The sequence below is a fragment of the Pseudomonas sp. MEJ108 genome (assembly GCF_030208985.1).
In the GTDB taxonomy this organism is placed as follows: domain Bacteria; phylum Pseudomonadota; class Gammaproteobacteria; order Pseudomonadales; family Pseudomonadaceae; genus Aquipseudomonas; species Aquipseudomonas fragariae.
The window spans coordinates 13,419-38,547 of the sequence record NZ_JARVSW010000042.1 but is presented as its reverse complement, the minus strand read 5'-3'; the positions used below and the strand labels follow the sequence as shown (position 1 = coordinate 38,547).

21 protein-coding genes and 3 tRNA genes are annotated in these 25,129 nt (G+C 58.4%); 12 read left to right on the top strand and 12 right to left on the bottom strand.

The window, feature by feature from the left end; genetic code table 11:
* Positions 1–24 precede the first annotated feature (24 nt).
* A complete protein-coding gene (gene folD, locus QRN50_RS18755) occupies positions 25–879 on the bottom strand; it encodes a bifunctional methylenetetrahydrofolate dehydrogenase/methenyltetrahydrofolate cyclohydrolase FolD (RefSeq protein ID WP_003404473.1) in 855 nt (284 codons plus the stop codon).
* Positions 880–1,175: 296 nt separating this feature from the next.
* On the opposite strand from folD, the gene QRN50_RS18750 reads away from it, so the two are divergent.
* From QRN50_RS18750 to QRN50_RS18740, 3 genes are all read left to right on the top strand, one after another.
* Positions 1,176–1,252 (top strand) — tRNA-Arg (locus QRN50_RS18750).
* A gap of 51 nt (positions 1,253–1,303) precedes the next feature.
* A tRNA-His gene (locus tag QRN50_RS18745) sits at positions 1,304–1,379 on the top strand.
* Between the two features lie 56 nt (positions 1,380–1,435).
* Positions 1,436–1,520: transfer RNA gene (locus tag QRN50_RS18740), tRNA-Leu, on the top strand.
* A 245-nt stretch (positions 1,521–1,765) separates the two neighbouring features.
* Here the strand turns inward: QRN50_RS18740 and QRN50_RS18735 are convergent.
* On the bottom strand, positions 1,766–2,239 hold the full coding sequence (locus tag QRN50_RS18735) for a hypothetical protein (protein WP_003404470.1): 474 nt from the start codon (positions 2,237–2,239) through the stop codon (positions 1,766–1,768).
* Positions 2,240–3,335: 1,096 nt separating this feature from the next.
* Between QRN50_RS18735 and tig the strand changes: the two genes are divergently transcribed.
* The 5 genes from tig to QRN50_RS18710 all read left to right on the top strand — a co-directional run bounded on the left by tig (position 3,336) and on the right by QRN50_RS18710 (position 9,792).
* The gene (gene tig, locus QRN50_RS18730; protein ID WP_096127383.1) at positions 3,336–4,646 is read left to right on the top strand and encodes a trigger factor; all 1,311 of its coding nucleotides are present in this window, start codon (positions 3,336–3,338) and stop codon (positions 4,644–4,646) included.
* Positions 4,647–4,737: 91 nt separating this feature from the next.
* Positions 4,738–5,379, top strand: a complete 642-nt coding sequence (clpP, locus tag QRN50_RS18725; protein ID WP_002552734.1) for an ATP-dependent Clp endopeptidase proteolytic subunit ClpP — start codon at positions 4,738–4,740, stop codon at positions 5,377–5,379.
* 106 nt (positions 5,380–5,485) lie between these two features.
* Positions 5,486–6,769 (top strand): ATP-dependent Clp protease ATP-binding subunit ClpX, encoded by a 1,284-nt coding sequence (gene clpX, locus QRN50_RS18720; protein WP_002552735.1) that lies wholly within the window; start codon positions 5,486–5,488, stop codon positions 6,767–6,769.
* Between the two features lie 207 nt (positions 6,770–6,976).
* Positions 6,977–9,373 (top strand): endopeptidase La, encoded by a 2,397-nt coding sequence (gene lon, locus QRN50_RS18715; protein WP_003423227.1) that lies wholly within the window; start codon positions 6,977–6,979, stop codon positions 9,371–9,373.
* A 146-nt stretch (positions 9,374–9,519) separates the two neighbouring features.
* The gene (locus tag QRN50_RS18710) at positions 9,520–9,792 is read left to right on the top strand and encodes an HU family DNA-binding protein (protein WP_002552737.1); all 273 of its coding nucleotides are present in this window, start codon (positions 9,520–9,522) and stop codon (positions 9,790–9,792) included.
* Here QRN50_RS18710 and QRN50_RS18705 read toward each other — a convergent pair.
* On the bottom strand, positions 9,785–9,916 hold the full coding sequence (locus QRN50_RS18705) for a hypothetical protein (protein ID WP_257207138.1): 132 nt from the start codon (positions 9,914–9,916) through the stop codon (positions 9,785–9,787). The two genes, QRN50_RS18710 and QRN50_RS18705, sit on opposite strands and share 8 nt — an antisense overlap.
* An 81-nt stretch (positions 9,917–9,997) precedes the next feature.
* Here QRN50_RS18705 and QRN50_RS18700 point away from each other — a divergent pair, with 81 nt between their 5' ends.
* Positions 9,998–11,881, top strand: a complete 1,884-nt coding sequence (locus QRN50_RS18700; protein WP_060400665.1) for a SurA N-terminal domain-containing protein — start codon at positions 9,998–10,000, stop codon at positions 11,879–11,881.
* Positions 11,882–11,984: 103 nt separating this feature from the next.
* Here the strand turns inward: QRN50_RS18700 and QRN50_RS18695 are convergent, their stop codons facing one another.
* Positions 11,985–12,314 (bottom strand): winged helix-turn-helix transcriptional regulator, encoded by a 330-nt coding sequence (locus QRN50_RS18695; RefSeq protein WP_024639684.1) that lies wholly within the window; start codon positions 12,312–12,314, stop codon positions 11,985–11,987.
* A gap of 89 nt (positions 12,315–12,403) precedes the next feature.
* Between QRN50_RS18695 and QRN50_RS18690 the strand changes: the two genes are divergently transcribed.
* A complete protein-coding gene (locus QRN50_RS18690) occupies positions 12,404–12,730 on the top strand; it encodes a nuclear transport factor 2 family protein (protein WP_011267219.1) in 327 nt (108 codons plus the stop codon).
* A gap of 205 nt (positions 12,731–12,935) precedes the next feature.
* Here QRN50_RS18690 and fabI read toward each other — a convergent pair whose 3' ends face one another.
* The 8 genes from fabI to gloB all read right to left on the bottom strand — a co-directional run bounded on the left by fabI (position 12,936) and on the right by gloB (position 23,761).
* Complete coding sequence (fabI, locus tag QRN50_RS18685) at positions 12,936–13,730, bottom strand: enoyl-ACP reductase FabI (protein ID WP_003368564.1); 795 nt, start codon at positions 13,728–13,730, stop codon at positions 12,936–12,938.
* A gap of 18 nt (positions 13,731–13,748) precedes the next feature.
* The gene (locus QRN50_RS18680; protein ID WP_096127384.1) at positions 13,749–15,359 is read right to left on the bottom strand and encodes an ABC transporter ATP-binding protein; all 1,611 of its coding nucleotides are present in this window, start codon (positions 15,357–15,359) and stop codon (positions 13,749–13,751) included.
* A 1-nt stretch (position 15,360) separates the two neighbouring features.
* Positions 15,361–16,380: an ABC transporter permease gene (locus tag QRN50_RS18675; protein ID WP_003315267.1), complete on the bottom strand. Its 1,020-nt coding sequence runs from the start codon at positions 16,378–16,380 to the stop codon at positions 15,361–15,363.
* Between the two features lies 1 nt (position 16,381).
* The gene (locus QRN50_RS18670; protein WP_002552742.1) at positions 16,382–17,455 is read right to left on the bottom strand and encodes a microcin C ABC transporter permease YejB; all 1,074 of its coding nucleotides are present in this window, start codon (positions 17,453–17,455) and stop codon (positions 16,382–16,384) included.
* A 2-nt stretch (positions 17,456–17,457) separates the two neighbouring features.
* The gene (locus QRN50_RS18665) at positions 17,458–19,314 is read right to left on the bottom strand and encodes an extracellular solute-binding protein (protein WP_011267221.1); all 1,857 of its coding nucleotides are present in this window, start codon (positions 19,312–19,314) and stop codon (positions 17,458–17,460) included.
* On the bottom strand, positions 19,311–21,140 hold the full coding sequence (locus QRN50_RS18660; protein WP_011267222.1) for an extracellular solute-binding protein: 1,830 nt from the start codon (positions 21,138–21,140) through the stop codon (positions 19,311–19,313). The genes QRN50_RS18665 and QRN50_RS18660 overlap by 4 nt, the downstream gene beginning before the upstream one ends.
* A 137-nt stretch (positions 21,141–21,277) precedes the next feature.
* Positions 21,278–22,882 (bottom strand): lytic transglycosylase domain-containing protein, encoded by a 1,605-nt coding sequence (locus QRN50_RS18655; RefSeq protein ID WP_011267223.1) that lies wholly within the window; start codon positions 22,880–22,882, stop codon positions 21,278–21,280.
* Positions 22,883–22,981: 99 nt separating this feature from the next.
* Positions 22,982–23,761, bottom strand: coding sequence for a hydroxyacylglutathione hydrolase (gene gloB, locus QRN50_RS18650; protein WP_096127385.1), 780 nt, complete (start codon positions 23,759–23,761; stop codon positions 22,982–22,984).
* 81 nt (positions 23,762–23,842) lie between these two features.
* Between gloB and QRN50_RS18645 the strand changes: the two genes are divergently transcribed.
* Positions 23,843–24,604, top strand: coding sequence for a methyltransferase domain-containing protein (locus QRN50_RS18645; protein ID WP_003404449.1), 762 nt, complete (start codon positions 23,843–23,845; stop codon positions 24,602–24,604).
* A 46-nt stretch (positions 24,605–24,650) separates the two neighbouring features.
* Complete coding sequence (gene rnhA, locus QRN50_RS18640; RefSeq protein WP_024642086.1) at positions 24,651–25,103, top strand: ribonuclease HI; 453 nt, start codon at positions 24,651–24,653, stop codon at positions 25,101–25,103.
* Positions 25,104–25,129 lie beyond the last annotated feature (26 nt).

Below are 25,129 nucleotides of genomic sequence, written 5' to 3'. Positions count from 1 at the left end.
TTTTATGGGAGCAGAACAGCCTGATCAGTCGTGCAGGGTTTCTGCCGCGTACAGCGTGTTTTCCAGCAGGCAGGCGCGGGTCATGGGGCCGACGCCGCCCGGAACCGGAGTGATCCAGCCAGCGCGGGGCAGGGCGGTCTCGTAAACCACATCGCCTACCAGCTTGCCGTCTTCCTGGCGGTTGATGCCGACGTCGATGACGATCGCGCCCGGCTTGATCCATTCGCCTTTGACAAGGCCCGGCTTGCCGGCGGCAACCACCACCAGATCGGCACGACCCACGTGGCCTGCCAGATCCCTGGTGAAACGATGGGTCACCGTGACGGTGCAGCCCGCCAGCAGCAGTTCCATTGCCATCGGGCGGCCGACGATGTTGGATGCGCCGACGACGACGGCATCCAGGCCGTACAGGTCGACACCGGTGCTTTCCAGCAGGGTCATGATGCCTTTGGGAGTGCACGGGCGCAGCAGCGGAATGCGTTGAGCGAGGCGACCCACGTTATAAGGATGGAAGCCGTCCACGTCCTTGTCCGGGCGAATGCGCTCCAGCAGCAGCGAAGCGTCGAGGTGCGCGGGCAAGGGCAGTTGCAGCAGGACGCCGTCGACGGCGGCATCTTCATTGAGGCGGTCGATCAGATCGGTCAGTGCTGCCTGAGTGGTATCAGCGGGCAAGTCGTAAGCCTGGGAGATAAAGCCGACTTCCTCGCAGTCCTTGCGCTTGTGAGAGACATAGACTTGGGAGGCGGGGTCGCTGCCGACCAGAATCACCGCGAGGCCCGGCGTACGCAGACCTTGCTGGCTACGTTCGGCGACACGTTTGGCGATCTGCTGGCGCAGGCTGGCGGCGATCGCCTTGCCGTCGATTAGTTTTGCAGTCATGACGCGTGATTAACCATCGAGAGGAAAAAAATGAGCGCGCATTCTCTCATGACATGGCGCGAGGGCAAAGGCGATTGCTTTGCATATTCAGCTAACTCCTTTATCTAGCTGAATTTTTTTCAAAAAAAGGTTGACGACCCCAGGGGGCGTCTATAAGATTCGTCGCACTTGCCGGGCAGAGCCCAGCACTGGTTAAGCTAGCACTGGTTGATTCGGTCAGGCAGAGTTGCAAATCAGCTCGGTGTGATCGATTGAAAGCCTTTTAGTTTGTTATCGCAAGAGTACAAATTATATAAGTGCCCGTAGCTCAGCTGGATAGAGCATCCGCCTTCTAAGCGGATGGTCGCAGGTTCGAGTCCTGCCGGGTGCGCCATTCAAGGCAGCTTTGGCACAGCAAGTAAGTTGCATCGTCACGCGCAATATGGTGGGCGTAGCTCAGTTGGTAGAGCACAGGATTGTGACTCCTGCGGTCGTGGGTTCGAACCCCATCGTCCACCCCATATTAAGAAGGGCGCCAGATTCATAGTCTGGCGCCTTTGCTTTAAAAGTCTGAAATGCGGATGTGGTGGAATTGGTAGACACACTGGATTTAGGTTCCAGCGCCGCAAGGTGTGAGAGTTCGAGTCTCTCCGTCCGCACCAGATGTACTTTCGTCGGGTTCCAGTGAGCGCCGCGAAAGTCAAGAGAAGCCCGCCCAGTGCGGGCTTTTTGTTGTCCTGGATTTCTCATTAGGCAGTTTTATCTGCGGTTTTGGCTGTGTCTGTGAGGTGGTGCGAATTTGGATCTGGTCGGCGATGGCTGAGGGGGAGAGGCTGCGGCGGCGCGAGCGGTAGTTCATGCTCGCGGCGCGCTGGACTGCAATTTCAGCCTGATGGCGGCTGTATGCTTATTCGATAACCAGCAAAACCCTGGATTGGCACAGAAGTGATGAGTGCTCGCCCGGAATTTCAGTGACTACGCTGTAGCCGCCGGATTCCAGTGAGGATAAATCGGCAGAGAATGAAAAGCCTGATTTCAGGAAGTTTTCATTGCCGAACGCTTTGATCAGATCAGGGCGGTCCACGATCACAGGATCTTTGAACGTGACGGGGGTGCCTTTGTAGCCCGTCAGGCGAAGTCTGATTTCCTTGGGGGCGCGCTGGTTGGCTGTGTCGATGGCCCATCCGTTGAACTGGGCCATGCCTTTGGCTAAATAGACAGTTGATCCGGTCTTTCCGCCAATCGAGTCGATAGCGCACTTGTCTGTTGCATAGTTTGTGACTTTGGCTGCGCTTTCTTTGCTCCCGTCTTTATCATTGCACCCCGTCATGATCGCTGAAGTTATAGCGAGAACACTTACTGCAGCAATCATCTTGAGCATGATTTTTCCTGGGAGATGTCGATGTTGTGGGGAGGGGCTGAGTGGTTTTAACGGTTTGGCAGCGCATTGACGCGAGGCGGAGATTATATGATTCATCGTCGTCGCAGCCTCTGTCCCCGCTGCTCGGGCAGCAAAATCAGGGGTCGGATTATGGAGTGCTTAGCCCTGCAGCACAAGGGTGCAGGGTCGCCAGGCTCCGGGGTTGACCAGGTTCTCCCGTTGAATGATCCAGGCGATCCGGCTGGCTTGATCTTTCCGTGCGTCAGGTGGGAGGCCGGCTTTGCGTGCCGCTCGCTGCGATCCATCGCTTTCAGGCGAATTGACATGAACGTCCCGCTGTTATGAGCTTGTGTCGAGGTGGTTATAAAAGTTCAGGTGTTTCGCGTGTCGATGTTTTGTAGGTGTCAGGTCAGCAAAAAGTTGTCTTGTCCCCGATAACTTGCAGCGTCGTCGCCTGGATGCTTGATATGTGCGAAGTGGGGTTATTGCCATAAGTTTCAGTTATTGATGAACGGAGGGCGATCGCCGAGCCGGGGTGTATTTGCCCCCCCCCTGTTCGTTGTCAGGCGGTTGCGCGACCCGCCTGAGTAAAAAAGGCCAGTCCGGTCAATTGCTTGCCATGGGTGGCGCGGCATCGCTGCGTTGTGTACGATGCGCGCCGGGTTGAATAAGGCTTCGAAGTTGGAGCAGGCATTTGGTTGATTTTGTAATCGCCATCCGCCGGAGCCTGGATTGCCGGGGCGAGAGCTCCTCGGCTGCACGAAATGGCCGCCTTGAGCGGTTTTTTTGTTTCAAGGTATTCGTTTTAACGTTTCGCTGGTTCGGTGGTCACATTACCACTGGTCGAGTGGGGCGCTGTGTAGATGGAGTCGGTGATCGTCTTGTGCGGATGCGTCCTTATATAAAGGAAGCTGTGCCAGACCTGTCGCGGTTAGTGAGAGGGTCATTTCCATCTCGACCGGCTGTAGGCCGATTCCTTCTTGTTAACCCGCCCTTTTTCAGTAGGGTGACTTCTTGAGTTTGACCCACTAGAATGCATGCCCTTGATTCTGGGGTCGGAAACGGCCGGCTAACGTCTGTGCAACGAGGAATATCCATGCAAGTTTCTGTTGAAAACACTTCCGCTCTTGAGCGCCGCATGACCATTGGCGTACCTGCCGAGCGCATCGAGACTGAAGTCAACAAGCGTCTGCAACAGACCGCGCGCAAAGCCAAGATCCCGGGCTTCCGCCCTGGCAAGGTGCCGATGAGCGTGATTCGTCAGCGTTACGAGGACGGCGCACGTCAGGAAGCACTGGGCGATCTGATTCAGGCTACTTTCTATGAAGCTGTGGTTGAGCAGAAGCTGAACCCGGCCGGTGCTCCTGCTGTAGAGCCCAAGTCGTTCGAAAAAGGCAAAGATCTGGAATACGTGGCTACGTTCGAAGTATTCCCGGAATTCACCGTTGCCGGCTTCGATAGCATCTCCGTAGAGCGCCTGTCTGCCGATGTGGCCGACAGCGATCTGGACAACATGCTTGAAGTGCTGCGCAAGCAGAACGTTCGTTTCGAAGTGACTGATCGTGCTGCCCAGAACGAAGACCAGCTGAACATCGATTTCGTCGGCAAGGTCGACGGTGAAGTGTTCGCTGGTGGTTCCGCTACCGGCACTCAGCTGGTTCTGGGTTCCGGCCGCATGATCCCTGGTTTCGAAGGCGGTCTGGTTGGCGCCAAGGCCGGTGAAGAGCGCGTTCTGAACGTGACCTTCCCTGAGGACTATCAGAACCTCGAGCTGGCCGGCAAGGCTGCCGAGTTCACCGTGACCGTCAACACCGTGTCCGAACCAAAGCTGCCTGAGCTGAACGAAGAGTTCTTCAAGCAGTTCGGTATCAAGGAAACCGGTATCGAAGGCTTCCGCACCGAAGTTCGCAAGAACATGGAGCGCGAGCTGCGTCAGGCGATCAAGTCCAAGGTCAAGAATCAGGTCATGGACGGTCTGCTGGCCGCCAACCCGATCGAAGTGCCTAAAGCGCTGCTGGAAAACGAAGTCAACCGTCTGCGTGTGCAGGCCGTTCAGCAGTTTGGCGGCAACATCAAGCCTGACCAGCTGCCGGCAGAGCTGTTCGAAGAGCAGGCCAAGCGTCGCGTCGAGCTGGGTCTGATCGTTGCCGAGGTCGTCAAGCAGTTCGACCTCAAGCCTGATGATGCTCGCGTTCGCGAAATGATTCAGGAAATGGCCTCCGCCTATCAGGAGCCTGAGCAGGTCGTAGCCTGGTACTACAAGAACGAGCAGCAAATGAACGAGGTACGTTCTGTTGTGCTTGAAGAGCAAGTTGTAGATACTGTTTTGCAGAAAGCTAGCGTGACCGACAAATCGGTCTCCTACGAAGAAGCTGTCAAGCCGGTGGAAGCTCCAAAAGCCGACTGATTTCTCTTTTCGTGCGAAAACACCCACAAGCCAGCCTTCGCGCTGGCTTGTGCGTATTCAAGACTCGACTATTTGGGAGTGAATGCAGGACATGTCCCGCAATTCTTATATTCAGCAGAACTCTGACATCCAGGCCGCTGGCGGCCTGGTCCCGATGGTTATCGAGCAGTCCGCCCGTGGCGAACGCGCCTATGACATCTATTCGCGCCTTCTCAAGGAGCGAGTCATCTTTATGGTTGGTCCGGTAGAGGACTACATGGCCAACCTTATCGCGGCGCAACTGCTTTTCCTTGAAGCGGAAAACCCGGACAAGGATATCCATCTCTACATCAACTCGCCGGGCGGTTCGGTGACTGCTGGCATGTCGATCTACGACACCATGCAGTTCATCAAGCCGGACGTTTCGACCATCTGTATCGGTCAGGCCTGCAGCATGGGTGCATTCCTGCTGGCCGGCGGTGCAGAAGGCAAGCGTCATTGCCTGCCCAACTCGCGGATGATGATTCACCAGCCGCTGGGCGGTTTCCAGGGTCAGGCGTCGGACATCGACATCCATGCCAAGGAAATCCTGCACATTCGTCATCGCCTCAACTCGCTGCTGGCGCATCACACCGGCCAGAGCCTCGAAACCATCGAGCGCGATACCGAGCGTGACAACTTCATGAGCGCAGAGCGTGCAGCCGAATACGGCCTGATCGACTCGGTGATCAACAAGCGTCAAATGCCTGCCTAAGCGGCTCAAAATGTAGGGGGTCGGCACAACCGACCGCCTGCGGACTTGAAAAAGCCCGCAATAGCCTTCATCTTGTGTTGCAAGCCTACCGGATTGGATCGATCGAATGACTGACACCCGCAACGGCGAGGACAACGGCAAATTGCTCTATTGCTCCTTCTGTGGCAAAAGCCAGCATGAAGTGCGCAAATTGATTGCCGGCCCCTCGGTCTTTATCTGCGACGAGTGCGTCGACCTGTGCAATGACATCATCCGTGAGGAGGTGCAGGAAGCCCAGGCCGAAAGCAGCGCGCATAAATTGCCTTCGCCCAAAGAAATCAGCGGCATCCTTGACCAGTACGTAATCGGTCAGGAACGTGCCAAGAAGGTTCTCGCAGTAGCGGTGTACAACCACTACAAGCGTTTGAACCAGCGTGACAAGAAGAACGACGATGTCGAGTTGGGCAAGAGCAACATCCTGCTGATCGGCCCTACGGGCTCCGGCAAGACGCTGCTGGCCGAAACACTGGCCCGCCTGCTCAACGTACCGTTCACCATCGCTGACGCCACCACCCTGACCGAAGCCGGTTATGTGGGTGAGGACGTCGAAAACATTATCCAGAAGCTGTTGCAGAAATGTGATTACGATGTAGAGAAGGCCCAGATGGGTATTGTCTACATCGACGAAATCGACAAGATCTCGCGCAAATCCGACAACCCTTCGATCACTCGTGACGTGTCCGGTGAAGGCGTGCAGCAAGCCTTGCTGAAACTGATCGAGGGCACCGTGGCTTCCGTTCCGCCGCAAGGTGGTCGCAAGCACCCGCAGCAGGAATTCCTGCAGGTGGACACGCGTAATATCCTCTTTATCTGCGGTGGCGCCTTCTCGGGCCTGGAAAAGGTCATTCAGAACCGTTCCACCCGTGGCGGCATCGGCTTCAACGCCGAGGTTCGCAGCAAGGAGGAGGGCAAGAAGGTTGGCGAGTCGCTGCGTGAAGTCGAGCCTGACGATCTGGTCAAGTTCGGTCTGATCCCCGAGTTCGTGGGCCGTCTGCCGGTGCTGGCAACGCTGGACGAGCTGGATGAGGCTGCTTTGATTCAAATCCTCACCGAGCCGAAGAACGCACTGACCAAGCAGTATGCCAAGCTGTTCGAGATGGAAGGTGTGGACCTCGAGTTCCGGACCGATGCGCTGAAATCGGTCGCCCGTCGCGCGCTGGAGCGCAAGACCGGTGCCCGTGGCCTGCGTTCGATTCTGGAAGGCGTGCTGCTCGACACCATGTATGAAATCCCGTCGCAGAGCGATGTGAGCAAGGTGGTGATCGACGAAAGCGTCATCGATGGCACGTCCAAGCCGCTGTTGATATACGAAAACAGCGAGCCGCCTGCCAAGGTTGCTCCCGACGCATAAACGCATGTTCATAGGCGTGTGAAGTAATACTGAAGGGGGCCTTTTTGGTCCCCTTTTGCATTTTTAAGCCGTTCATTCGTTTGGTATGAAGAAACTGATCTTGGCGGGTCGCGCCTCTAGAGCTTGTTTTTTTTGGACGCTACCCCCATCTTGGCTTCAAGCTAATTCCATCTGTCCCGGCCAATGGGCCGCCGTAGAGGCGAAATCATGAAGACCACTATTGAATTGCCTCTCTTGCCATTGCGTGATGTCGTGGTTTATCCGCACATGGTGATCCCGCTGTTCGTGGGGCGCGAGAAGTCTATCGAAGCCCTTGAAGCGGCAATGACAGGCGACAAGCAGATCCTGCTGCTCGCGCAAAGAAACCCGGCTGACGACGATCCTGATGAAAAGGCTCTGTACAGCGTCGGCACCATCGCCACCGTATTGCAGTTGCTCAAGCTGCCCGATGGCACCGTCAAGGTGCTGGTCGAAGGCGAGCAGCGCGGTTCGGTAGAGCGTTTCATCGAAGTCGATGGCCACTACCGCGCAGACGTCGCGCTGATCGAAGAAGTCGATGCGCCAGACCGTGAATCCGAAGTCTTCGTGCGCAGCCTGCTGGCTCAGTTCGAGCAGTACGTGCAACTGGGCAAGAAAGTCCCCGCAGAGGTCCTGTCGTCGCTTAACAGCATCGATGAGCCGGGTCGCCTGGTTGACACCATGGCTGCGCACATGGCGCTCAAAATCGAGCAGAAGCAGGAAATCCTCGAGATTATCGACCTGTCAGCCCGTGTCGAGCACGTGCTGGCCTTGCTGGATGCCGAAATCGACCTGCTGCAGGTCGAAAAGCGCATTCGCGGTCGCGTGAAAAAGCAAATGGAGCGCAGCCAGCGCGAGTACTACCTGAATGAGCAGATGAAGGCCATTCAGAAGGAGCTCGGCGATGGCGACGAAGGCCACAACGAAATCGAAGAGCTGAAAAAGCGTATCGACGCTGCGGGCCTGCCCAAGGATGCTCTGACCAAGGCGAATGCCGAGCTGAACAAGCTCAAGCAAATGTCGCCGATGTCGGCTGAAGCGACCGTGGTGCGCTCCTACATCGACTGGCTGGTTCAGGTGCCGTGGAAGGCGCAGAGCAAAGTACGTCTGGACCTTGCGCGTGCCGAAGCGATTCTCGATGCCGACCACTATGGTCTGGACGAGGTCAAGGAACGCATCCTCGAATACCTCGCCGTGCAGAAGCGCGTGAAGAAGATTCGCGGCCCTGTGCTGTGTCTGGTAGGTCCGCCGGGGGTGGGTAAAACCTCCCTGGCCGAGTCCATCGCCAACGCGACCAATCGCAAATTCGTGCGTATGGCACTCGGTGGCGTGCGTGACGAGGCTGAAATTCGTGGTCACCGCCGGACTTACATCGGTTCGATGCCAGGAAGATTGATACAAAAGATGACAAAGGTGGGCGTTCGCAACCCGCTGTTCCTGCTTGACGAAATCGACAAGATGGGCAGCGACATGCGTGGCGACCCGGCGTCGGCGTTGCTCGAGGTGCTTGATCCCGAGCAGAACCACAATTTCAACGATCACTACCTTGAGGTCGACTACGATCTTTCGGACGTGATGTTCCTCTGCACGTCGAACTCGATGAACATTCCGCCAGCGTTGCTGGACCGGATGGAAGTCATTCGCCTGCCGGGCTACACCGAAGACGAAAAGATCAACATCGCGGTCAAATACCTCTCGCCCAAGCAGATTCAGGCCAATGGCTTGAAGAAAGGCGAGATCAGCTTTGACGAGGAAGCGATCCGCGACATCATTCGTTACTACACCCGTGAAGCGGGCGTGCGCGGGCTTGAGCGTCAGATTGCCAAGGTCTGCCGCAAGGCGGTCAAAGAGCACGCGATGGAAAAACGTTTTGCGGTGCAGGTCACGGCCGACATGCTCGAGCACTTCCTGGGCGTGCGCAAGTTCCGCTACGGGCTGGCAGAGCAGCAGGATCAGATTGGTCAGGTGACCGGTCTGGCGTGGACCCAGGTGGGCGGTGAATTGCTGACCATCGAAGCGGCTGTCGTATCGGGTAAGGGCCAGTTGATCAAGACCGGTTCGCTGGGTGATGTGATGGTCGAATCCATTACCGCAGCCCAGACCGTGGTTCGCAGCCGTGCGCGCAGCCTGGGCATTCCAGCTGATTTCCACGAGAAGCACGACACGCATATCCACATGCCGGAAGGTGCTACGCCGAAGGATGGGCCGAGTGCTGGCGTGGGCATGTGCACTGCACTTGTCTCGGCGCTTACACAGATTCCGGTGCGGGCAGATGTGGCAATGACGGGCGAAATTACCCTGCGTGGTCAAGTGCTGGCGATTGGTGGTTTGAAGGAAAAACTTCTGGCCGCACACCGTGGTGGAATCAAGACGGTGATCATTCCAGAAGAAAACGTGCGTGATTTGAAGGAGATTCCTGACAATATCAAGCAGGATCTGCAGATCAAGCCCGTTAAATGGATTGACGAAGTCCTGCAAATTGCGCTGCAATACGCGCCGGAGCCTTTGCCGGACGTGGCTACAGATCTGGTCGCCAAGGAAGAAAAGCGCGAGTCTGACTCTAAGGACAGAATTAGCACGCATTAAGTCTGGGCAGGCTTCCTTGACAGCTTTTTGGAGCCCTTGTTATAAAGCGGCTCTTTAAAGCAATCACCGGCAAGCCTTCCAGCGCTCGTTTTGCTTAACACCTAAAACTTAGAAACATACTCAATATAGAGATAAGGGGACTTAGAGTGAACAAGTCGGAACTGATTGATGCTATCGCTGCATCTGCTGATATCCCGAAAGCTGCTGCTGGCCGTGCGCTGGACGCAGTGATCGAATCCGTCACTGGCGCTCTGAAGGCTGGCGACTCGGTTGTTTTGGTTGGCTTTGGTACGTTCTCCGTGACTGATCGTCCCGCTCGCATCGGTCGCAACCCTCAGACTGGCAAGACGCTGGAAATTGCTGCTGCCAAGAAACCAGGTTTCAAAGCCGGTAAAGCCCTTAAAGAAGCTGTCAACTAAGCCTCTCGATGCCTTTGCCCGCTGGATCGGGCCTGTCCTGATCCAGTAGCGGAGCGGTGGTGCATTCGGTTGCGACACCGAGGGGTTCGAGCCCTACCGCTTCGTCAGTTACGAGAAGGCGCATCCTCGGATGCGCCTTTCTTCTATCCGCTTTCTACCCACGCTCCGCGGTTGGTTAGTCAGTACAACCGTTTTGGGGGACGCAATGCTGCAGAACATCAGGGACAATTCACAAGGCTGGATTGCCAAGACAATTATCGGACTCATCATCGCCTTGATGGCCTTCACCGGCATCGAAGCGATGTTTACCGCTACCAGCAACAAACAGAACGCAGCTGAAGTCAACGGCGAGGACATCTCTCAGAATGAGTTGAGCCAGGCCGTGGACATGCAGCGCCGTCAGTTGGCTCAACAGCTCTCGCAACAGCTGGGCAAGGATTTCGATCCGGCCATGCTGGATGAGAAACTGTTGCGCGAATCAGCCCTCAAAGGCCTGATCGACCGCAAGCTGCTGCTGCAAGGCGCGGCGGATGCCAAGTTCTCGTTTTCCGACGCGGCACTGGATCAGCAGCTTTTGCAGACGCCTGAGTTTCAGGTGGATGGCAAATTCAACGCAGACCGTTTCGATCAGGTGATTCGCCAGCTAGGCTACAGCCGTCTGCAGTTCCGCCAGATGCTGGGTCAGGAAATGCTCATCGGTCAGGTGCGTGCTGGTGTTGCCGGCAGCGCCTTTGTAACCGACGCACAGGTTGAAGCCTTTGCACGCCTCGAAAAGCAGACCCGTGATTTCGCTTCGCTGACCCTGCCTGCCGATACCTCGGCGGTCAAAGTGACCGATGACGAAGTCAAGGCTCACTATGACGAGCATGCCAAGGAGTTCATGAGCCGTGAGCAGGTCGTACTCGACTACATCGAATTGAAGAAGTCGTCCTTCTTCGACAAGGTGCAGGTCAAGGACGAGGACTTGCAGGCGGCTTATCAGAAGGAAATCGCCAATCTGTCCGAACAGCGTCGTGCGGCACACATCCTGATCGAAGTGAACGACAAGCTGAATGACGAGCAGGCCAAGGCGAAGATTGAAGAAATTCAACAGCGTCTGGCCAAGGGTGAGGATTTCGCGGCACTGGCCAAGGAATACTCGCAGGACCCTGGTTCGTCGAACAAGGGCGGTGATCTGGGCTACGCAGGCAAGGGTGTCTATGACCCGGCTTTCGAAGAGGCGCTGTATGCCTTGAACAAGGACCAGGTTTCGCAGCCGGTGCGCACCGACTTCGGCTGGCACCTGATCAAGCTGCTGGGCGTTGAAGCACCTTCGGTGCCGAGCTTTGCCAGTCTGAAAGGCAAGCTGACCAACGATTTGAAATCGCAGCTGGTCGAGCAGAAGTTTGTCGAAGTGACCAAGCAACTGGAAGACTCGGCGTTCGAATCGTCCGACCTGTCCCAGCCGGCACAGGACCTGGGCCTGAAGGTTCAGACCACTGCACCGTTCGGTCGTGAAGGCGGCGAAGGCCTGACGGCCAACCGTGCGCTCATCCAGGCGGCATTCAGCCCTGAAGTGCTGGAAGAAGGCGCCAACAGCAACACGCTGGAGCTGGATCCGGAAACTGTTGTGGTGGTGCGCTCCAAAGAGCACCTGCAGCCGCAGCAGTTGCCACTTGAGAGCGTCGCCAGCTCGATTCGCGCTCAACTGGTCAAGGAACATGCTTCGGCCGCTGCCAAGGCCAAGGGCGAGGCGCTGCTGGCCGGCCTGCGTGACGGCAAGATCCCGTTGGCGGCCAAGCAGGAAGGTCGTGACTGGAAGGTGATGGAAGCGGTCACTCGCAGTCAGGAAGGGGTTGACCCTCAAGTGCTGCAGACGCTGTTCCGCATGCCCAAGCCGACAGGTAAGGACAAGCCGGAATTCGCCAGCATCACTGCTTCGGATGGCAGCTTCGTGATCGTCCGTCTCAATGGCGTCAATCAGGCGGCTGCACCGACTGACGCCGAGAAGGCGCAATACCGTCGCTTCCTCTCCTCGCGTGAGGGGCAACAGGATTTCGCGGCGTACCGTGCACAGTTGGAAAGCAAGGCGAAGATCGAGAAGTTCTAATCTCGAAACGCGCAAACAAAGAAGGCCGCTCATTGAGCGGCCTTTTTTTTGGATGGCGGTGGGCCAGTTACGTACCTGCGTCAGGGTAAGTCATGACTCGTATTCACTCACGAGACTCTGACCATCCAAGCATGCTGTCCAGCACTGGACAAAGCCGTTGTCCCCATGGCGTAAGGCGATAATCAACCTGAGGGGGTTTGAAGTCGTGGAGGGTTCGAATGACCAACCCATCGCTTTCCAGGCTACGTAATTGTTGAGCGAGCATTTTTTGCGATATGCCTGTCACTCGGCGTTCGAGATCTGAAAAGCGCTGAATCTTCCCGTCGAACAGGTGGAACAAAATCACCAGTTTCCACCTGCCGCGCAACAGCGCGAGTACGCTGTTGACGTCTTCGGCAGCAGAGTCCGGTGTATACAACGTTCGATGGCTCATTGCTGTCACTTACTTTTTCGTGCGTTCTTGTGGGGTTACCCCTTGGCGATGATCATGAGTGTCTCGTCATTTGATAATGAGGCATCTCGATGAATATCACTCGGTACCCGGTCATTGAAGCATATTTTGCCAGCGAAGCAGGCACAGCCGTGGACGTGCTGGAGGACCTGTTCACCCATGACGCCCGCGTCACTGATGAGGGAGTGACGGTCTGCGGGATTGAAGCGATCAAGGCGTGGAAGCGAGCGGCGAAACACAAATATCAATATACCGTCGAGCCTGTCGAGAGCCTGGAAAGCGATGGACTGGTTATCGTGAAGGTAAGGCTTAGCGGAACATTTCCTGGAAGCCCTGCCGTGGTGAGGTTCAGCTTCGCAGTGACTGACGGACTGATCAGTGCACTGGAAATCGGTTAATGATCACAGCAGAGGTTCCAGCGATATCGCGGATCAGCGAAAGGGCATTTTCATAGCTGATGTGGAGTTTCATCCATTTTTGCCAAAGCGTGAAAGGGCAAGGCGAAGCAGTCGGATAATTCAGGACAACAAAAAGGCCGCTCATTGAGCGGCCTTCTTTTTAAGTCCGGGAAAGTGCCGCTCGCGAGGAGCGGCGTTTACCGTATTACTCGTCCATGCTGCCCATCGCGGTGGTGTTGAAGCCGCCGTCGACGTACATGATTTCACCGCTGATGCCCGACGCCAGGTCGGAGCACAGGAACGCGCCGGCGTTGCCGACTTCGTCGATGGTGACGTTGCGGCGCAGAGGGGTCTGCGCTTCGTTGGCAGCCAGCATCTTGCGGAAGTTCTTGATGCCTGACGCGGCCAGAGTGCGGATCGGGCCGGCCGATACAGCATTGACGCGAGTACCTTCCGGGCCGAGGCTGCCGGCCAGGTAACGAACGCCGGCTTCCAGGCTGGCCTTGGCCATGCCCATGACGTTGTAGTTGGGCATAGTGCGCTCTGCGCCCAGGTACGACAGGGTCAGCAGGCTGCCGTTACGGCCTTTCATCATCTCGCGACCGGCCTTGGCCAGGGCCACGAAGCTGTAGGCGCTGATGTCATGAGCGATGCGGAAACCTTCGCGCGTGGTGGCTTCGGTGAAGTCGCCATCGAGCTGGTCGCCAGGCGCGAAGCCCACCGAGTGAACGATCACGTCCAGGCCGTCCCACTTCTTGCTCAGCTCTTCGAAGACCTTGTTGATCTCTTCGTCGCTGGCCACGTCGCAAGGGAAGCACAGCTCAGGGCCCGAGCCCCAGCCTGCGGCGAACTCTTCGACACGACCCTTGAGTTTGTCGTTCTGGTAGGTGAAGGCAAGCTCTGCGCCTTCACGATGCATGGCGGCGGCAATACCGGATGCGATGGACAGTTTACTGGCGACACCGACGATCAGGACGCGCTTACCGGCGAGAAAACCCATGTGTTGTTCCTCTTCAGGTTAATCGACAGCTACCGGCGCCAAGAAGGCGGCCTCCAGCAGCTGCTGTGTATAAGGATGTTGCGGTGCGGCGAAGATATCCTGCGCTGCACCCTGTTCGACCACTTGGCCTTGCTTGACCACCATCAACTGGTGGCTCAGCGCTTTGACGACAGCCAGGTCATGGCTGATGAACAAATACGTCAGGTTGTACTTGGTTTGCAGTGAGCGAAGCAGCTCGACGACCTGACGCTGTACGGTCCGGTCGAGGGCCGAGGTCGGCTCGTCCAGCAAAATCAGCGCCGGCTTCAAGACCAGCGCACGTGCAATGGCGATCCGCTGGCGTTGGCCACCGGAGAACTCGTGAGGGTAGCGGTGCCGGGTATCCGGGTCCAGACCAACCTCCCTGAGTGCTTCGATGATCGCCGTCTGCTGTTCGGCGGGCGTACCCATGCCGTGGATTCGCAAGCCTTCGCCAACGATTTCAGCCACTGACATGCGCGGGCTCAAACTGCCAAACGGGTCCTGGAAAACCACTTGCATCTGCCTGCGCAGCGGACGGATCTGCTGTTGCGACAGGGATTCTAGCGCGTTGCCCTTGAACCGTATGGTGCCCTGACTGCCGATCAGTCGAAGAATCGCCAGGCCCAGCGTCGATTTGCCCGACCCGCTTTCACCCACAATACCCAGTGTTTGCCCTTGCGGCAGGCTGAAACGTATGCCGTCCACCGCTTTGACGTGGTCGACGGTGCGCTTGAGCAGGCCTTTTTTGATCGGGAACCAGACTTTCAGGTCCTCGATTTCAAGCAGCGGAGCACCTGCGGGGTTGGTCGAAGGACCGCCGCTGGGCTCGGCGCTGAGCAGCACTTTGGTGTAAGGATGTTGCGGCGAACGGAACAATTCTTCGCACGATGCCTGTTCGACGATGCAACCGCGCTGCATGACACATACTCGGTTGGCTATTTGCCTTACGACGTTCAGATCGTGGCTGATAAGCAGCAGTGCCATACCCAGGCGAGCCTGCAACTGCTTGAGCAATTCGAGGATCTTCAACTGTACCGTCACATCCAGCGCGGTGGTCGGTTCATCGGCAATCAGCAGCTCGGGTTCGTTGGCCAGGGCCATGGCGATCATCACGCGCTGACGCTGGCCACCTGACAGCTCGTGTGGCAGCGCTTTGAGGCGCTTGTGTGGCTCAGGGATGCCAACCAGTTCAAGCAGCTCCAGCGTGCGCTCGGTGGCCGCCTTGCCGGTCAGGCCCTTGTGCAGGCCCAGTACCTCGTTGATCTGTTTTTCCACCGAATGCAGCGGATTGAGCGAGGTCATCGGCTCCTGGAAGATCATGGCGATCCGGTTGCCACGGATCGTGCGCAGTTTTTTCTCTTCCACTTTCAGCAGGTCCTCACCCGCGTAGTGAATCGTGCCGCTCGGGTGGCTGGCGATGGGGTAGGGCAGCAGGCGCAGGATCGAGTGCGCGGTGACGGACTTGCCCGAACCGCTTTCGCCGACCAGCGCAAGCGTTTCACCGCGACGAATATCGAAGCTGATGTTCTCGACCACGCGTTGCCGCGAGTCGCCCGTCACGAACTCGACCGCCAGATCGCGGATTTCGATCAGATTGTCATTGTTCATCTTATTTCCTTGGGTCGAAAGCATCGCGGGCGGATTCGCCGATGAACACCAGCAGGCTCAGCATGATGGCCAGCACAGCGAAGGCGCTGATGCCCAGCCAGGGTGCCTGCAGGTTGGATTTGCCCTGCGCTACCAGCTCGCCCAGTGACGGTGAGCCGGCGGGCAGGCCGAAGCCCAGAAAGTCCAGCGCCGTCAGGGTGCCGATGGCCCCGGTGAGAATGAACGGCAGGAAGGTCATGGTCGACACCATGGCGTTGGGCAGGATATGGCGGAACATGATCGCGCCGTTCTCCATGCCCAGCGCCCGCGCGGCCCTTACGTATTCCAGGTTGCGGCCACGCAGGAACTCGGCGCGTACCACGTCCACCAGGCTCATCCAGGAAAACAGCAGCATGATGCCCAGCAACCACCAGAAGTTGGGCTGTACGAAGCTGGCGAGGATGATCAGCAGATACAGTACCGGCAGGCCCGACCAGACCTCGAGGAAGCGCTGGCCCAGCAGGTCGACCCAGCCGCCATAGAAGCCCTGCAAGGCACCGGCGATGACGCCGATGATCGAGCTGAGGATGGTCAGGGTCAGGGCGAACAGTACCGAAATCCTGAAACCGTAGATCACCCGTGCCAGTACGTCTCGGCCCTGATCATCGGTGCCCAGCAGGTTCTCCCGTGAAGGTGGCGCCGGGGCAGGGACTTTCAGGTCGTAGTTGATGCTCTGGTAGCTGAACGGGATGGGCGCCCACAGGGTCCAGCCATCCTTCGCGGCGAGCAGTTCCTTGATATACGGGCTCTTGTAGTTGGCTTCCAGCGGGAATTCACCGCCAAAGGTGGTTTCCGGGTAACGCTCGAATACCGGGAAGTACCAGCTGCCGTCATAACGCACGGCCAGCGGTTTGTCGTTGGCGATCAGTTCGGCGCCCAGGCTCAGGCCAAACAGAATCAGGAACAGCCACAATGACCACCAGCCACGCCTGTTGGCCTTGAAGCGTTCGAAGCGACGGCGATTGAGAGGAGACAGCTTCATATCAATGCTTCCTGCTTTCGAAGTCGATGCGCGGGTCCACGAGGGTGTAGGTGATATCACCGATCAGCTTCACCACCAGCCCCAGCAGGGTGAAGATGAACAGCGTGCCGAACACCACCGGATAGTCGCGGTTGATCGCGGCTTCAAAGCTCATCAGGCCCAGGCCGTCCAGCGAAAAGATCACTTCCACCAGCAGCGAGCCGGTGAAGAAGATGCCGATGAACGCCGACGGGAAGCCGGCGATGACCAGCAGCATGGCGTTGCGAAACACATGGCCGTAGAGCACCTTGTGGTTGCTCAGGCCCTTGGCTTTGGCCGTGGTCACGTATTGCTTGCTGATTTCGTCGAGAAAGCTGTTCTTGGTCAGCAGCGTCATGGTGGCAAAGTTGCCGATCACCAGCGCGGTGACCGGCAATACCAGATGCCAGAAGTAATCGAATACCTTGCCCAGCGTGCTCAGTTCGTCGTAGTTGTTGGAGGTCAGCCCACGCAGCGGGAACCAGTTGAAGTAACTGCCCCCGGCAAACACCACGATCAGCAGAATGGCGAACAGAAACGCCGGGATGGCATAGCCGACAATGATCGCCGAACTGGTCCATACGTCGAACTGGCTGCCGTGGCGGGTGGCCTTGGCAATCCCCAGCGGGATCGACACCAGGTACATGATCAGGGTGCTCCACAACCCGAGGGAAATGGACACCGGCATCTTCTCGACAATCAGGTCGATGACCTTGGCATCACGAAAGAAGCTGTCGCCGAAATCCAGCGTGGCGTAGTTCTTGATCATGATCCACAGACGTTCCGGCGCCGACTTGTCGAAACCGTACATGCGTTCGATTTCCTTGATCAGTGCCGGGTCCAGGCCTTGCGCGCCGCGGTAGTTGGAGCCTGCCACCGATACTTCGGCGCCGCCTCCGGCAATCCGGCTGGTGGCGCCATCGAAGCCTTCGATCTTGGCGATCATCTGTTCGACCGGGCCACCGGGGGCGGCCTGAATGATGACGAAGTTGATGATCAGGATGCCCAGCAGGGTAGGGATGATCAGCAGCAGCCGTCGCAGAATATAAGCCAGCATGTTTATTGCTCCGCGTTCGCAGGCTTGGCCTGATCAGGGGCTGACGGGGTCGCGGTCACCGGTTTGACATCCGGCTTGGCCCACCAGGTCATCAGGCCGATATCGGAAAGCGCTTCGGCCTTGGGATGGTCGAGGTGATTCCAGTAAGCCACCCGCCAGGTCTTGATGTGCCAGTTCGGGACGACGTAAAAGCCCCACAGCAGCACGCGGTCCAGCGCCTTGGTATGGGTGATCAGGCTTTGCCGTGAGTCGGCGTTGATCAGGCCGTTGACGAGAGAGTCCACCGCAGGGTCCTTGAGGCCCATGAAGTTGCGGCTGCCCGGGTTGTCGGCGCTGGAGGAGTCGAAGTACACGCGCTGTTCGTTACCGGGCGAGCTGGACTGCGGATAGCCCGTGACGATCATGTCGTAGTCCCGCGAGCGCAGGCGGTTGATGTATTGCGACACGTCGGCCCGGCGGATCACCAGTTCAATACCCAGGTCACTCAGGTTGCGCTTGTAAGGCAGCAGAATGCGCTCGAACTCGGTCTGGGCGATCAGAAACTCCAGTTTTACCGGGTTGCCCTGCGCGTCGACCATCTTGTCGTCGACGATCTTCCAGCCCGCTTCCTGCAACAGCTGGAATGCCCGACGTTGTTGTGGGCGAATCATGCCGCTGCCGTCGTTAACCGGTAACTGAAAAGCCTCGGTGAATACCCGATCCGGAATCTTGCCGCGCAGCGGTTCGAGGATTTTCAGTTCCTCGGCAGAGGGCAGGCCGCTTGAGGCCATTTCCGAGTTGTCGAAATAACTTTTGGTACGGCTGTAGGCACCGTTGAAAAGCTGTTTGTTGGTCCACTCGAAATCCAGCAGCAAGGTCAGCGCTTCGCGCACCCGCGCGTCCTGGAATACCGGTTTGCGCAAGTTGAAAACGAACCCCTGCATACCGGTCGGGTTACCGTTGGGCAGCTCTTCCTTGACCAGCCTGCCATCGCGAACTGCCGGGGTGTTGTAGGCGGTCGCCCAGTTCTTGGCGCTGGTCTCTATCCAGTAGTCGAACTGCCCGGCCTTGCCGGCCTCCAGCGCTACTGTGTTGTCGCGGTAGTAGTCGGTGGTCAGTACATCGAAGTTGTAGAAACCCTTGTTGATCGGCAAATCCTTTGCCCAGTAATCCTTGACCCGCTCATAACTCACCGAGCGCCCGGCTTTTACATCGACCACCTTGTACGGCCCGCTGCCCAGCGGGAAGTCCAGGTTGCCTTTGCTGAAGTCGCGGTCGGCCCAGAAGTGCTTGGGCAGCACGGGCAACTGGCCAAGAATCAGCGGCATTTCGCGGCTGCCCTTGTGCTTGAATTTGAACAGCACCCGCAGCGGGTCTTCGACGACGACCTGATCGACGTCGGCGTAGTAGCCCTTGTACATGGGCGAGCCGTGTTCCATCAGGGTCTTGAAGCTGAATTCCACATCTTCGGCGCGGATCGGGTGGCCGTCATGGAAGCGTGCTTCAGGCCGCAGGTAGAAGCGCACCCAGCTGTTGTCCGGCGCTTTCTCGATTTTGCCGGCAACCAGCCCGTATTCACTGAAGGGTTCGTCCAGGCTAGCGCGGGCCAGGGTGTCGTAGATCAGACCAATGTCGTCTGCCGGTACGCCCTTGTTGATGAACGGGTTGAGACTGTCGAAACCGCCGAAGCCTGCCTGGCGCAGCGTGCCGCCCTTGGGGGCATCCGGGTTCACGTAGTCGAAATGCTTGAAATCAGCCGGGTATTTCGGCGCTTCGTCGTACAGCGTCACGCCATGCTGAGGCGCAGCCTGTACCGTGCAGGCGAGGCTGGCCAGCAGCAGGCCGGCTGCCTGCGAGCGCAGGGAGTGCAGAGGGTTCATCGGGGCTTCTCCAGAGTCTTGAGCCACCACGCACGCAGCCCCAGGGTATAGGGCGGGGTAGTGACCATGGCGAATCGGTTGCGATAGGCAAGCCGATGATTGTTCAGATACCAGTTGGGAATGCTGTAGTGCTGAGACAGCAGTACGCGGTCCAGCGCCCGCGCCGCGGCGACCTGATCGTCGCGGGTCTGCGCGGCCAGCAGTTTGTTCAGCAGGGCATCGACCACGGGGTTGGCGATACCCGCGTAGTTCTTGCTGCCGTTGATCGCGGCCTGACTGGAATGGAAGTATTGCCACTGCTCCAGACCGGGGCTCAGGGTCTGTTGCAGGGTCATCAGAATCATGTCGAAATCGAAACGGTCCAGGCGTTGCTTGTATTGGGCGCGGTCGACGGTACGCAGTCCTGCATTGATTCCCAGGCGGCGCAGGTCTTCGATGTAGGGTTGCAGAATGCGTTCCAGGTTGGGATTGACCAGCAGGATCTCGAAGCGCAAAGGTTGCTTGTCGGCATTGAGCAAACCCTTGTCCGAGAGCGTCCAGCCTGCCTCGGCAAGCAGCTTCAGGGCCTTGCGCAAGGTCTCGCGCGGGATCCCGCCGCCATCGGTTTTCGACGGGGCGAACGGCTGGGTGAACAGGCTGGCAGGCAACTGATCACGGTAGGGCGCCAGGAGCAGCCATTCAGCCCCGGTCGGCAGGCCCGTCGCGGAAAATTCGCTGTTGGGGTAGTAACTGGTCGAGCGGTCATAGGCGTCGCTGAACAGCGTGCGGTTGGTCCATTCGAAATTGAACAGCAGCCCCAGGGCTTCGCGCACGCGGATGTCGGCGAAGGCGGCGCGCCGCGTGTTCATGAACAGGCCCTGGGTCTGGGTCGGTATGCGGTGCGGAATCTGCGCCTTGATCACCTGACCGTTGGCGACTGCAGGGAAGTCATAGCCATTGGCCCAGTTCTTGGCCTGATGCTCGATGTAGATGTCGAATTCACCCGCCTTGAACGCTTCGAACGCCACGTCGCTGTCGCGGTAGAACTCGACCTCGACGCGGTCGAAATTGTATTTGCCGCGGTTGACCGGCAAGTCCTTGCCCCAGTAATCCTTGACCCGCTCGAACACCAGTTGCCGACCCGGCTGCACGCGGGTGATGCGGTAGGGACCACTGCCCAGCGGCGGCTCGAAGGTGGTCGCCTTGAAATCCCTGTCTTTCCAGTAATGCTGCGGCAACACTGGCAGTTCGCCCAGGCGCAGGATCAGCAGCGGGTTGCCGGAGCGCTTGAAGACAAAGCGGATGCGATGACGATTGAGGATGTCGACGCGCTGCACTTCCTGCAGGGCGGTGCGGTATTGAGGGTGACCGTCCTTGAGCAGTGTCCGGTAGGAAAACGCCACGTCGTAGGCGGTGATGGGCTTGCCGTCATGGAAGCGCGCCTGTGGGCGCAGGTTGAACACCACCCAGCTGCGGTCCTCGCTGTATTCCACGGACTGGGCGATCAGCCCGTAACTGGAGGTCGGTTCATCGCCGGACGGGTCGTACTGGCCCGTGCCGACCATCAGCGGTTCATTCAGCTCGTTGACGCCATATTGCAGGAAGTTGCCGGTCGAGACCGGGCTGCTGCCCTTGAATGTGTAGGGGTTGAGCGTGTCGAACGTGCCGAAGGCCATCATTCTCAGGGTGCCACCTTTCGGCGCCTCGGGATTGACCCAGTCGAAATGAGTGAAGCTGGCCGGGTACTTGAGAACACCAAACTGCGCGTAACCATGACTTTCAGTGATGGCTGCGTTGGCGCAGAAGCTCAAGGCCAGGCTGAGGGTTAGCAGGAAGGGACGTATCACGATCCAGGCGGCTTGGGCTTTCGGGTCGCTAACAGTAACAGCTTGTTCCAGCTGGAAAAAGACTGCAGGTGATGGCGTCGCCGGGGCTGCATCGGCCACCCGCCCCAAGGTTATCGAAGGGCAAGTGGCCGAGCTCATCAATGTGGCAGGTAAACGGTCAGGGTCTGGCCGGGTTTGAGGGCCTGCCCGCTACGTGGATTCCAGCGCTTGAGATGTTGCATCTCGACGTTGAAGCGCTTGGCGACCAGGTACATCGAGTCACCTTTCTGGATCTTGTACTGCATGGATTTCTTTTCGCCATCCTTGGCGCTGGTGCTGGCGACCGCCTTGCTGGCGGCTTTACCGGCAGGTTTGCTGGTGTCCTGCATGACCAGCGTCTGGCCGACCTTGAGCTTCTTGCCGGTCAGCTTGTTCCAGCGTTGCAAGTCTTCGACGTCAACCTTGTTGGCTTGCGCGATGTTGGTCAGGTTGTCACCGCTGCGCACTTTGTAGCTGCGGGTACGTGACGGCTTGTCGTTGCTGGCCAGCGCTTCGAACACAGGCTGTGAATTCTGCATGCCCGGCTTGACCGGTATGCTCAGCGACTGACCGACCTTCAGGCGGTTGCCGGACAGCTTGTTATTGCCCTTGAGCGAGCTGACCGTGACCTGATAACGACTTGCCAGGCTTTCCAGAGTGTCGCCCTTGCGCACCCGGTAAGGCTGCCAGGCGACGAGTTCTTCCTGTTTCATGGTCAGCAGGCTGGCCGTCAGCAGTTGCGCCTTGGAGGTGGGCACCAGCAGGTGCTGGGGGCCATCGACGGTCAGGCGCTTCTTGTAGGCGGGGTTGAGCTGGATAAGCTCGTCTTCGTCGATGTCGGCGGCGCTGGCCACTTTGGACAGGTCGACACGCTTGTTGAGCTCGACGACTTCGAAATAGGGCTGGTTGGCGATCGGGTTCAGATTGACGCCATAAGCTTCCGGCGACAATACAACCTGAGACAGGGCCAGCAGCTTGGGCACGTAATCGCGGGTTTCCTGCGGCAGCGGCAGGTTCCAGTAGTCGGTCGGCAGGTTGAGCTTGTCATTGCGCTCGATGGCGCGGCTCACCGTACCTTCGCCGGCATTGTAGGCTGCCAGGGCCAGCAGCCAGTCACCGTTGAACATGTCGTGCAGGCGGGTCAGGTAATCCAGTGCCGCAACAGTCGAGGCCTGGATGTCGCGACGTCCGTCATAAAAGCTGGTCTGGCGCAGGTTGAAGTAACGCCCGGTCGACGGGATGAACTGCCAGAGGCCGACCGCCTGGCTGCGTGAAACGGCCATCGGGTTGTAGGCGCTTTCGATAACCGGAAGCAGGGCCAGTTCCAGCGGCATGTTGCGTTCTTCAAGGCGCTCGACGATGTAGTGCATGTACAGGCTGCCGCGCTCGCCAGCGTTTTCCAGAAAGGAAGGGTTGTTGGCGAACCACAGGCGCTGTTGATCGATGCGGGGGTTCTGATCGTTGCCTTGTTGCAGTTGAAAGCCCTGACGCATGCGCTCCCAGACATCCTGTGGAGGTGCGAGAGGGGTGGCAGGCTTGTGTGACAGAAAAATCGGTTTTTGCTTGATTCCGGCGGCCAGGTTAGGCGCGCGATGATTGCTGGCCGGGTCGACGCTGGCGGTGCTCTGGCAACCGGCCAGAAGGGCACTCGCGGTGACGGCCATGGCCTGAGCCAACCGAGTCAATGCGTCCGAATGTGAAGGCTTGCTGGTAGATGACGACATTGTTCGGGGGGTACATCCAGACGAAAATGTCGGGCGATTCTAGGAAGCAGCCTGCCGTCGGTCAACCTTTCAGAATTTTATTGCGGTTTTAGGGTCGGGTCAGAACTTATCTTTCCATGCCCTCAGGCTTGCAAAGACCGCACTCTGCGAGGTGTTTTGCGCGTCGCTCCGTTCGTCCGCTTTTTCTTTAACGGATGTTTCCCCGGTACGCAGGAAGGGGTTGGTGCGTTTTTCCAGTGCCATATTCGAAGGAAGACTGATGCGATTTTCGCTGCGCCAGCGCGTCACTTCGGCCAGGCGTTCGGCAATATCGACATTGGCGGGCTCGACGGCCTGGGCAAAGCGCAGGTTGCTCAGCGTGTATTCGTGAGCGCAGTAGATCAGTGTGCTGTCCGGCAGTTTGGCCAGGCGGCCGAGAGAATCGTGCATCTGTTGTGGCGTGCCCTCGAACAGCCGTCCACAGCCGGCGGCAAACAGCGTGTCGCCGCTGAACAGCAGGGACGTCGTGGCGTCCTCATGATAAAACGCGATATGCCCCAGCGTGTGGCCTGGAACCGCATGCACCACAAATTCCAGGCCCAGCACGGTCAGCCGGTCATTGTCGACCAGCGCGATATCGCGCGCCGGTATGGTCTCGGCCGCTGGGCCCAGCACCCGCGCCGCGGTCGACTGCTGGAGTTCCGCAACACCGCCCACATGATCATTGTGGTGGTGCGTGATCAGGATATCGGTCAGCCGGTAGTCGGGATTCTGCGCCAGCCAGCCCAGCACCGGCTTCGCGTCGCCCGGATCGACGACAGCGCACTGCTGGCTCGAAAGGTCTTGTAACAACCATATGTAGTTGTCATTGAAAGCAGGAAGGGCGTGGATCTGTATCATGGCGCAGTTCGCATAGCGGCGGACAATGGTGCATCTTAGAGTCTGTTGCCGCTGTATGCGAGCACCTCTGGAGGAGAACTCATGACCGATGAAGCGTTCGCTCAGGCTGATCCTGAGTGGCTTGCATTGATCCGCGCTGCCCGCGAATGGCTTTCCGGGCCGCTCGGGCAGCTTCTGCTCGAAGAGGAGCGGCGCATTCTCGACGAAGAACTGGGGCGGTATTTCGGTGGCTATCTGGTGCATTACGGCCCGTCGGCGCAAAGCCCGCCGGTGGCTCCCCAGGTGCAGCGCAATGTACGCCTTGGTGCGCCATTGCCGGGTGTCGAGATCGTCTGTGAAGAACAGGCGTGGCCATTGAGTGAGCACGCGGCCGATGTCGTGGTACTGCAACACGGCCTGGATTTCTGCCTGTCGCCCCACGGCCTGCTGCGCGAAGCGGCCAGCAGCGTGCGACCGGGCGGGCACTTGCTGATTATCGGTATCAACCCCTGGAGCACCTGGGGCATACGCCATGTATTCGCCCGGGATGCGCTGCGCAAGGCACGCTGCATTTCATCCTCGCGGGTCGCTGACTGGCTGAATCTGCTGGGCTTCGCGCTGGAGAAACGACGCTTCGGATGCTATCGTCCGCCCCTTGCTTCAGCAGCATGGCAGTCGCGTCTTGCAGGGCTTGAACGCCTTGGTGAGGGACGTCAGAGCCCCGGTGGCGGCTTCTATGTACTGGTGGCGCGCAAACTGGTGGTAGGCCTCAGGCCTTTGCGCCAAGTGCGCCGTGACCCGATCGGCAAGCTGATTCCCATGCCGATGGCCAAGGTCAGCCGCAATACTCAGGATCAGGCTTGAGCAATGCCATGCCGCAAATGAAGCCCATCATTCTGGAAAGGTCGTAATGAGCGATAGCGTTGAACTCTTCACCGACGGTGCCTGCAAGGGTAATCCTGGCCCGGGCGGGTGGGGAGCCCTGCTGGTGTGCAAGGGCGTCGAAAAAGAGTTGTGGGGTGGCGAAGCCAATACCACCAACAACCGGATGGAACTGACCGGTGCGATTCGCGGGCTTGAAGAACTCAGGCGCCCCTGCGAAGTGACGCTGGTGACCGACTCTCAGTACGTGATGAAAGGCATTACCGAGTGGATGGTCAACTGGAAGAAGCGCGGCTGGAAAACCGCTGCCAAGGAGCCGGTCAAAAATGCCGACCTGTGGCAGCTTCTGGATGAACAGGTCAGTCGCCACACGGTGAAATGGCAGTGGGTGCGTGGGCACATCGGCCACCCTGGCAACGAGCGTGCCGACCAGCTCGCCAACCGTGGCGTCGACGAAGTGCGCGGCATCCGGCACGGCTAGACGCGCACGGGCTCGCAACGGCCGCT

Bases quoted from the DNA above. Each gene is read 5' to 3' on its own strand.
- folD (WP_003404473.1), bottom strand. From the start codon at position 879: ATGACTGCAAAACTAATCGACGGCAAGGCGATCGCCGCCAGCCTGCGC.
- QRN50_RS18735 (WP_003404470.1), bottom strand. From the start codon at position 2,239: ATGCTCAAGATGATTGCTGCAGTAAGTGTTCTCGCTATAACTTCAGCG.
- tig (WP_096127383.1), top strand. From the start codon at position 3,336: ATGCAAGTTTCTGTTGAAAACACTTCCGCTCTTGAGCGCCGCATGACC.
- clpP (WP_002552734.1), top strand. From the start codon at position 4,738: ATGTCCCGCAATTCTTATATTCAGCAGAACTCTGACATCCAGGCCGCT.
- clpX (WP_002552735.1), top strand. From the start codon at position 5,486: ATGACTGACACCCGCAACGGCGAGGACAACGGCAAATTGCTCTATTGC.
- lon (WP_003423227.1), top strand. From the start codon at position 6,977: ATGAAGACCACTATTGAATTGCCTCTCTTGCCATTGCGTGATGTCGTG.
- QRN50_RS18705 (WP_257207138.1), bottom strand. From the start codon at position 9,916: ATGCGCCTTCTCGTAACTGACGAAGCGGTAGGGCTCGAACCCCTCGGT.
- QRN50_RS18700 (WP_060400665.1), top strand. From the start codon at position 9,998: ATGCTGCAGAACATCAGGGACAATTCACAAGGCTGGATTGCCAAGACA.
- QRN50_RS18695 (WP_024639684.1), bottom strand. From the start codon at position 12,314: ATGAGCCATCGAACGTTGTATACACCGGACTCTGCTGCCGAAGACGTC.
- QRN50_RS18690 (WP_011267219.1), top strand. From the start codon at position 12,404: ATGAATATCACTCGGTACCCGGTCATTGAAGCATATTTTGCCAGCGAA.
- fabI (WP_003368564.1), bottom strand. From the start codon at position 13,730: ATGGGTTTTCTCGCCGGTAAGCGCGTCCTGATCGTCGGTGTCGCCAGT.
- QRN50_RS18680 (WP_096127384.1), bottom strand. From the start codon at position 15,359: ATGAACAATGACAATCTGATCGAAATCCGCGATCTGGCGGTCGAGTTC.
- QRN50_RS18675 (WP_003315267.1), bottom strand. From the start codon at position 16,380: ATGAAGCTGTCTCCTCTCAATCGCCGTCGCTTCGAACGCTTCAAGGCC.
- QRN50_RS18670 (WP_002552742.1), bottom strand. From the start codon at position 17,455: ATGCTGGCTTATATTCTGCGACGGCTGCTGCTGATCATCCCTACCCTG.
- QRN50_RS18665 (WP_011267221.1), bottom strand. From the start codon at position 19,314: ATGAACCCTCTGCACTCCCTGCGCTCGCAGGCAGCCGGCCTGCTGCTG.
- QRN50_RS18655 (WP_011267223.1), bottom strand. From the start codon at position 22,882: ATGTCGTCATCTACCAGCAAGCCTTCACATTCGGACGCATTGACTCGG.
- gloB (WP_096127385.1), bottom strand. From the start codon at position 23,761: ATGATACAGATCCACGCCCTTCCTGCTTTCAATGACAACTACATATGG.
- QRN50_RS18645 (WP_003404449.1), top strand. From the start codon at position 23,843: ATGACCGATGAAGCGTTCGCTCAGGCTGATCCTGAGTGGCTTGCATTG.
- rnhA (WP_024642086.1), top strand. From the start codon at position 24,651: ATGAGCGATAGCGTTGAACTCTTCACCGACGGTGCCTGCAAGGGTAAT.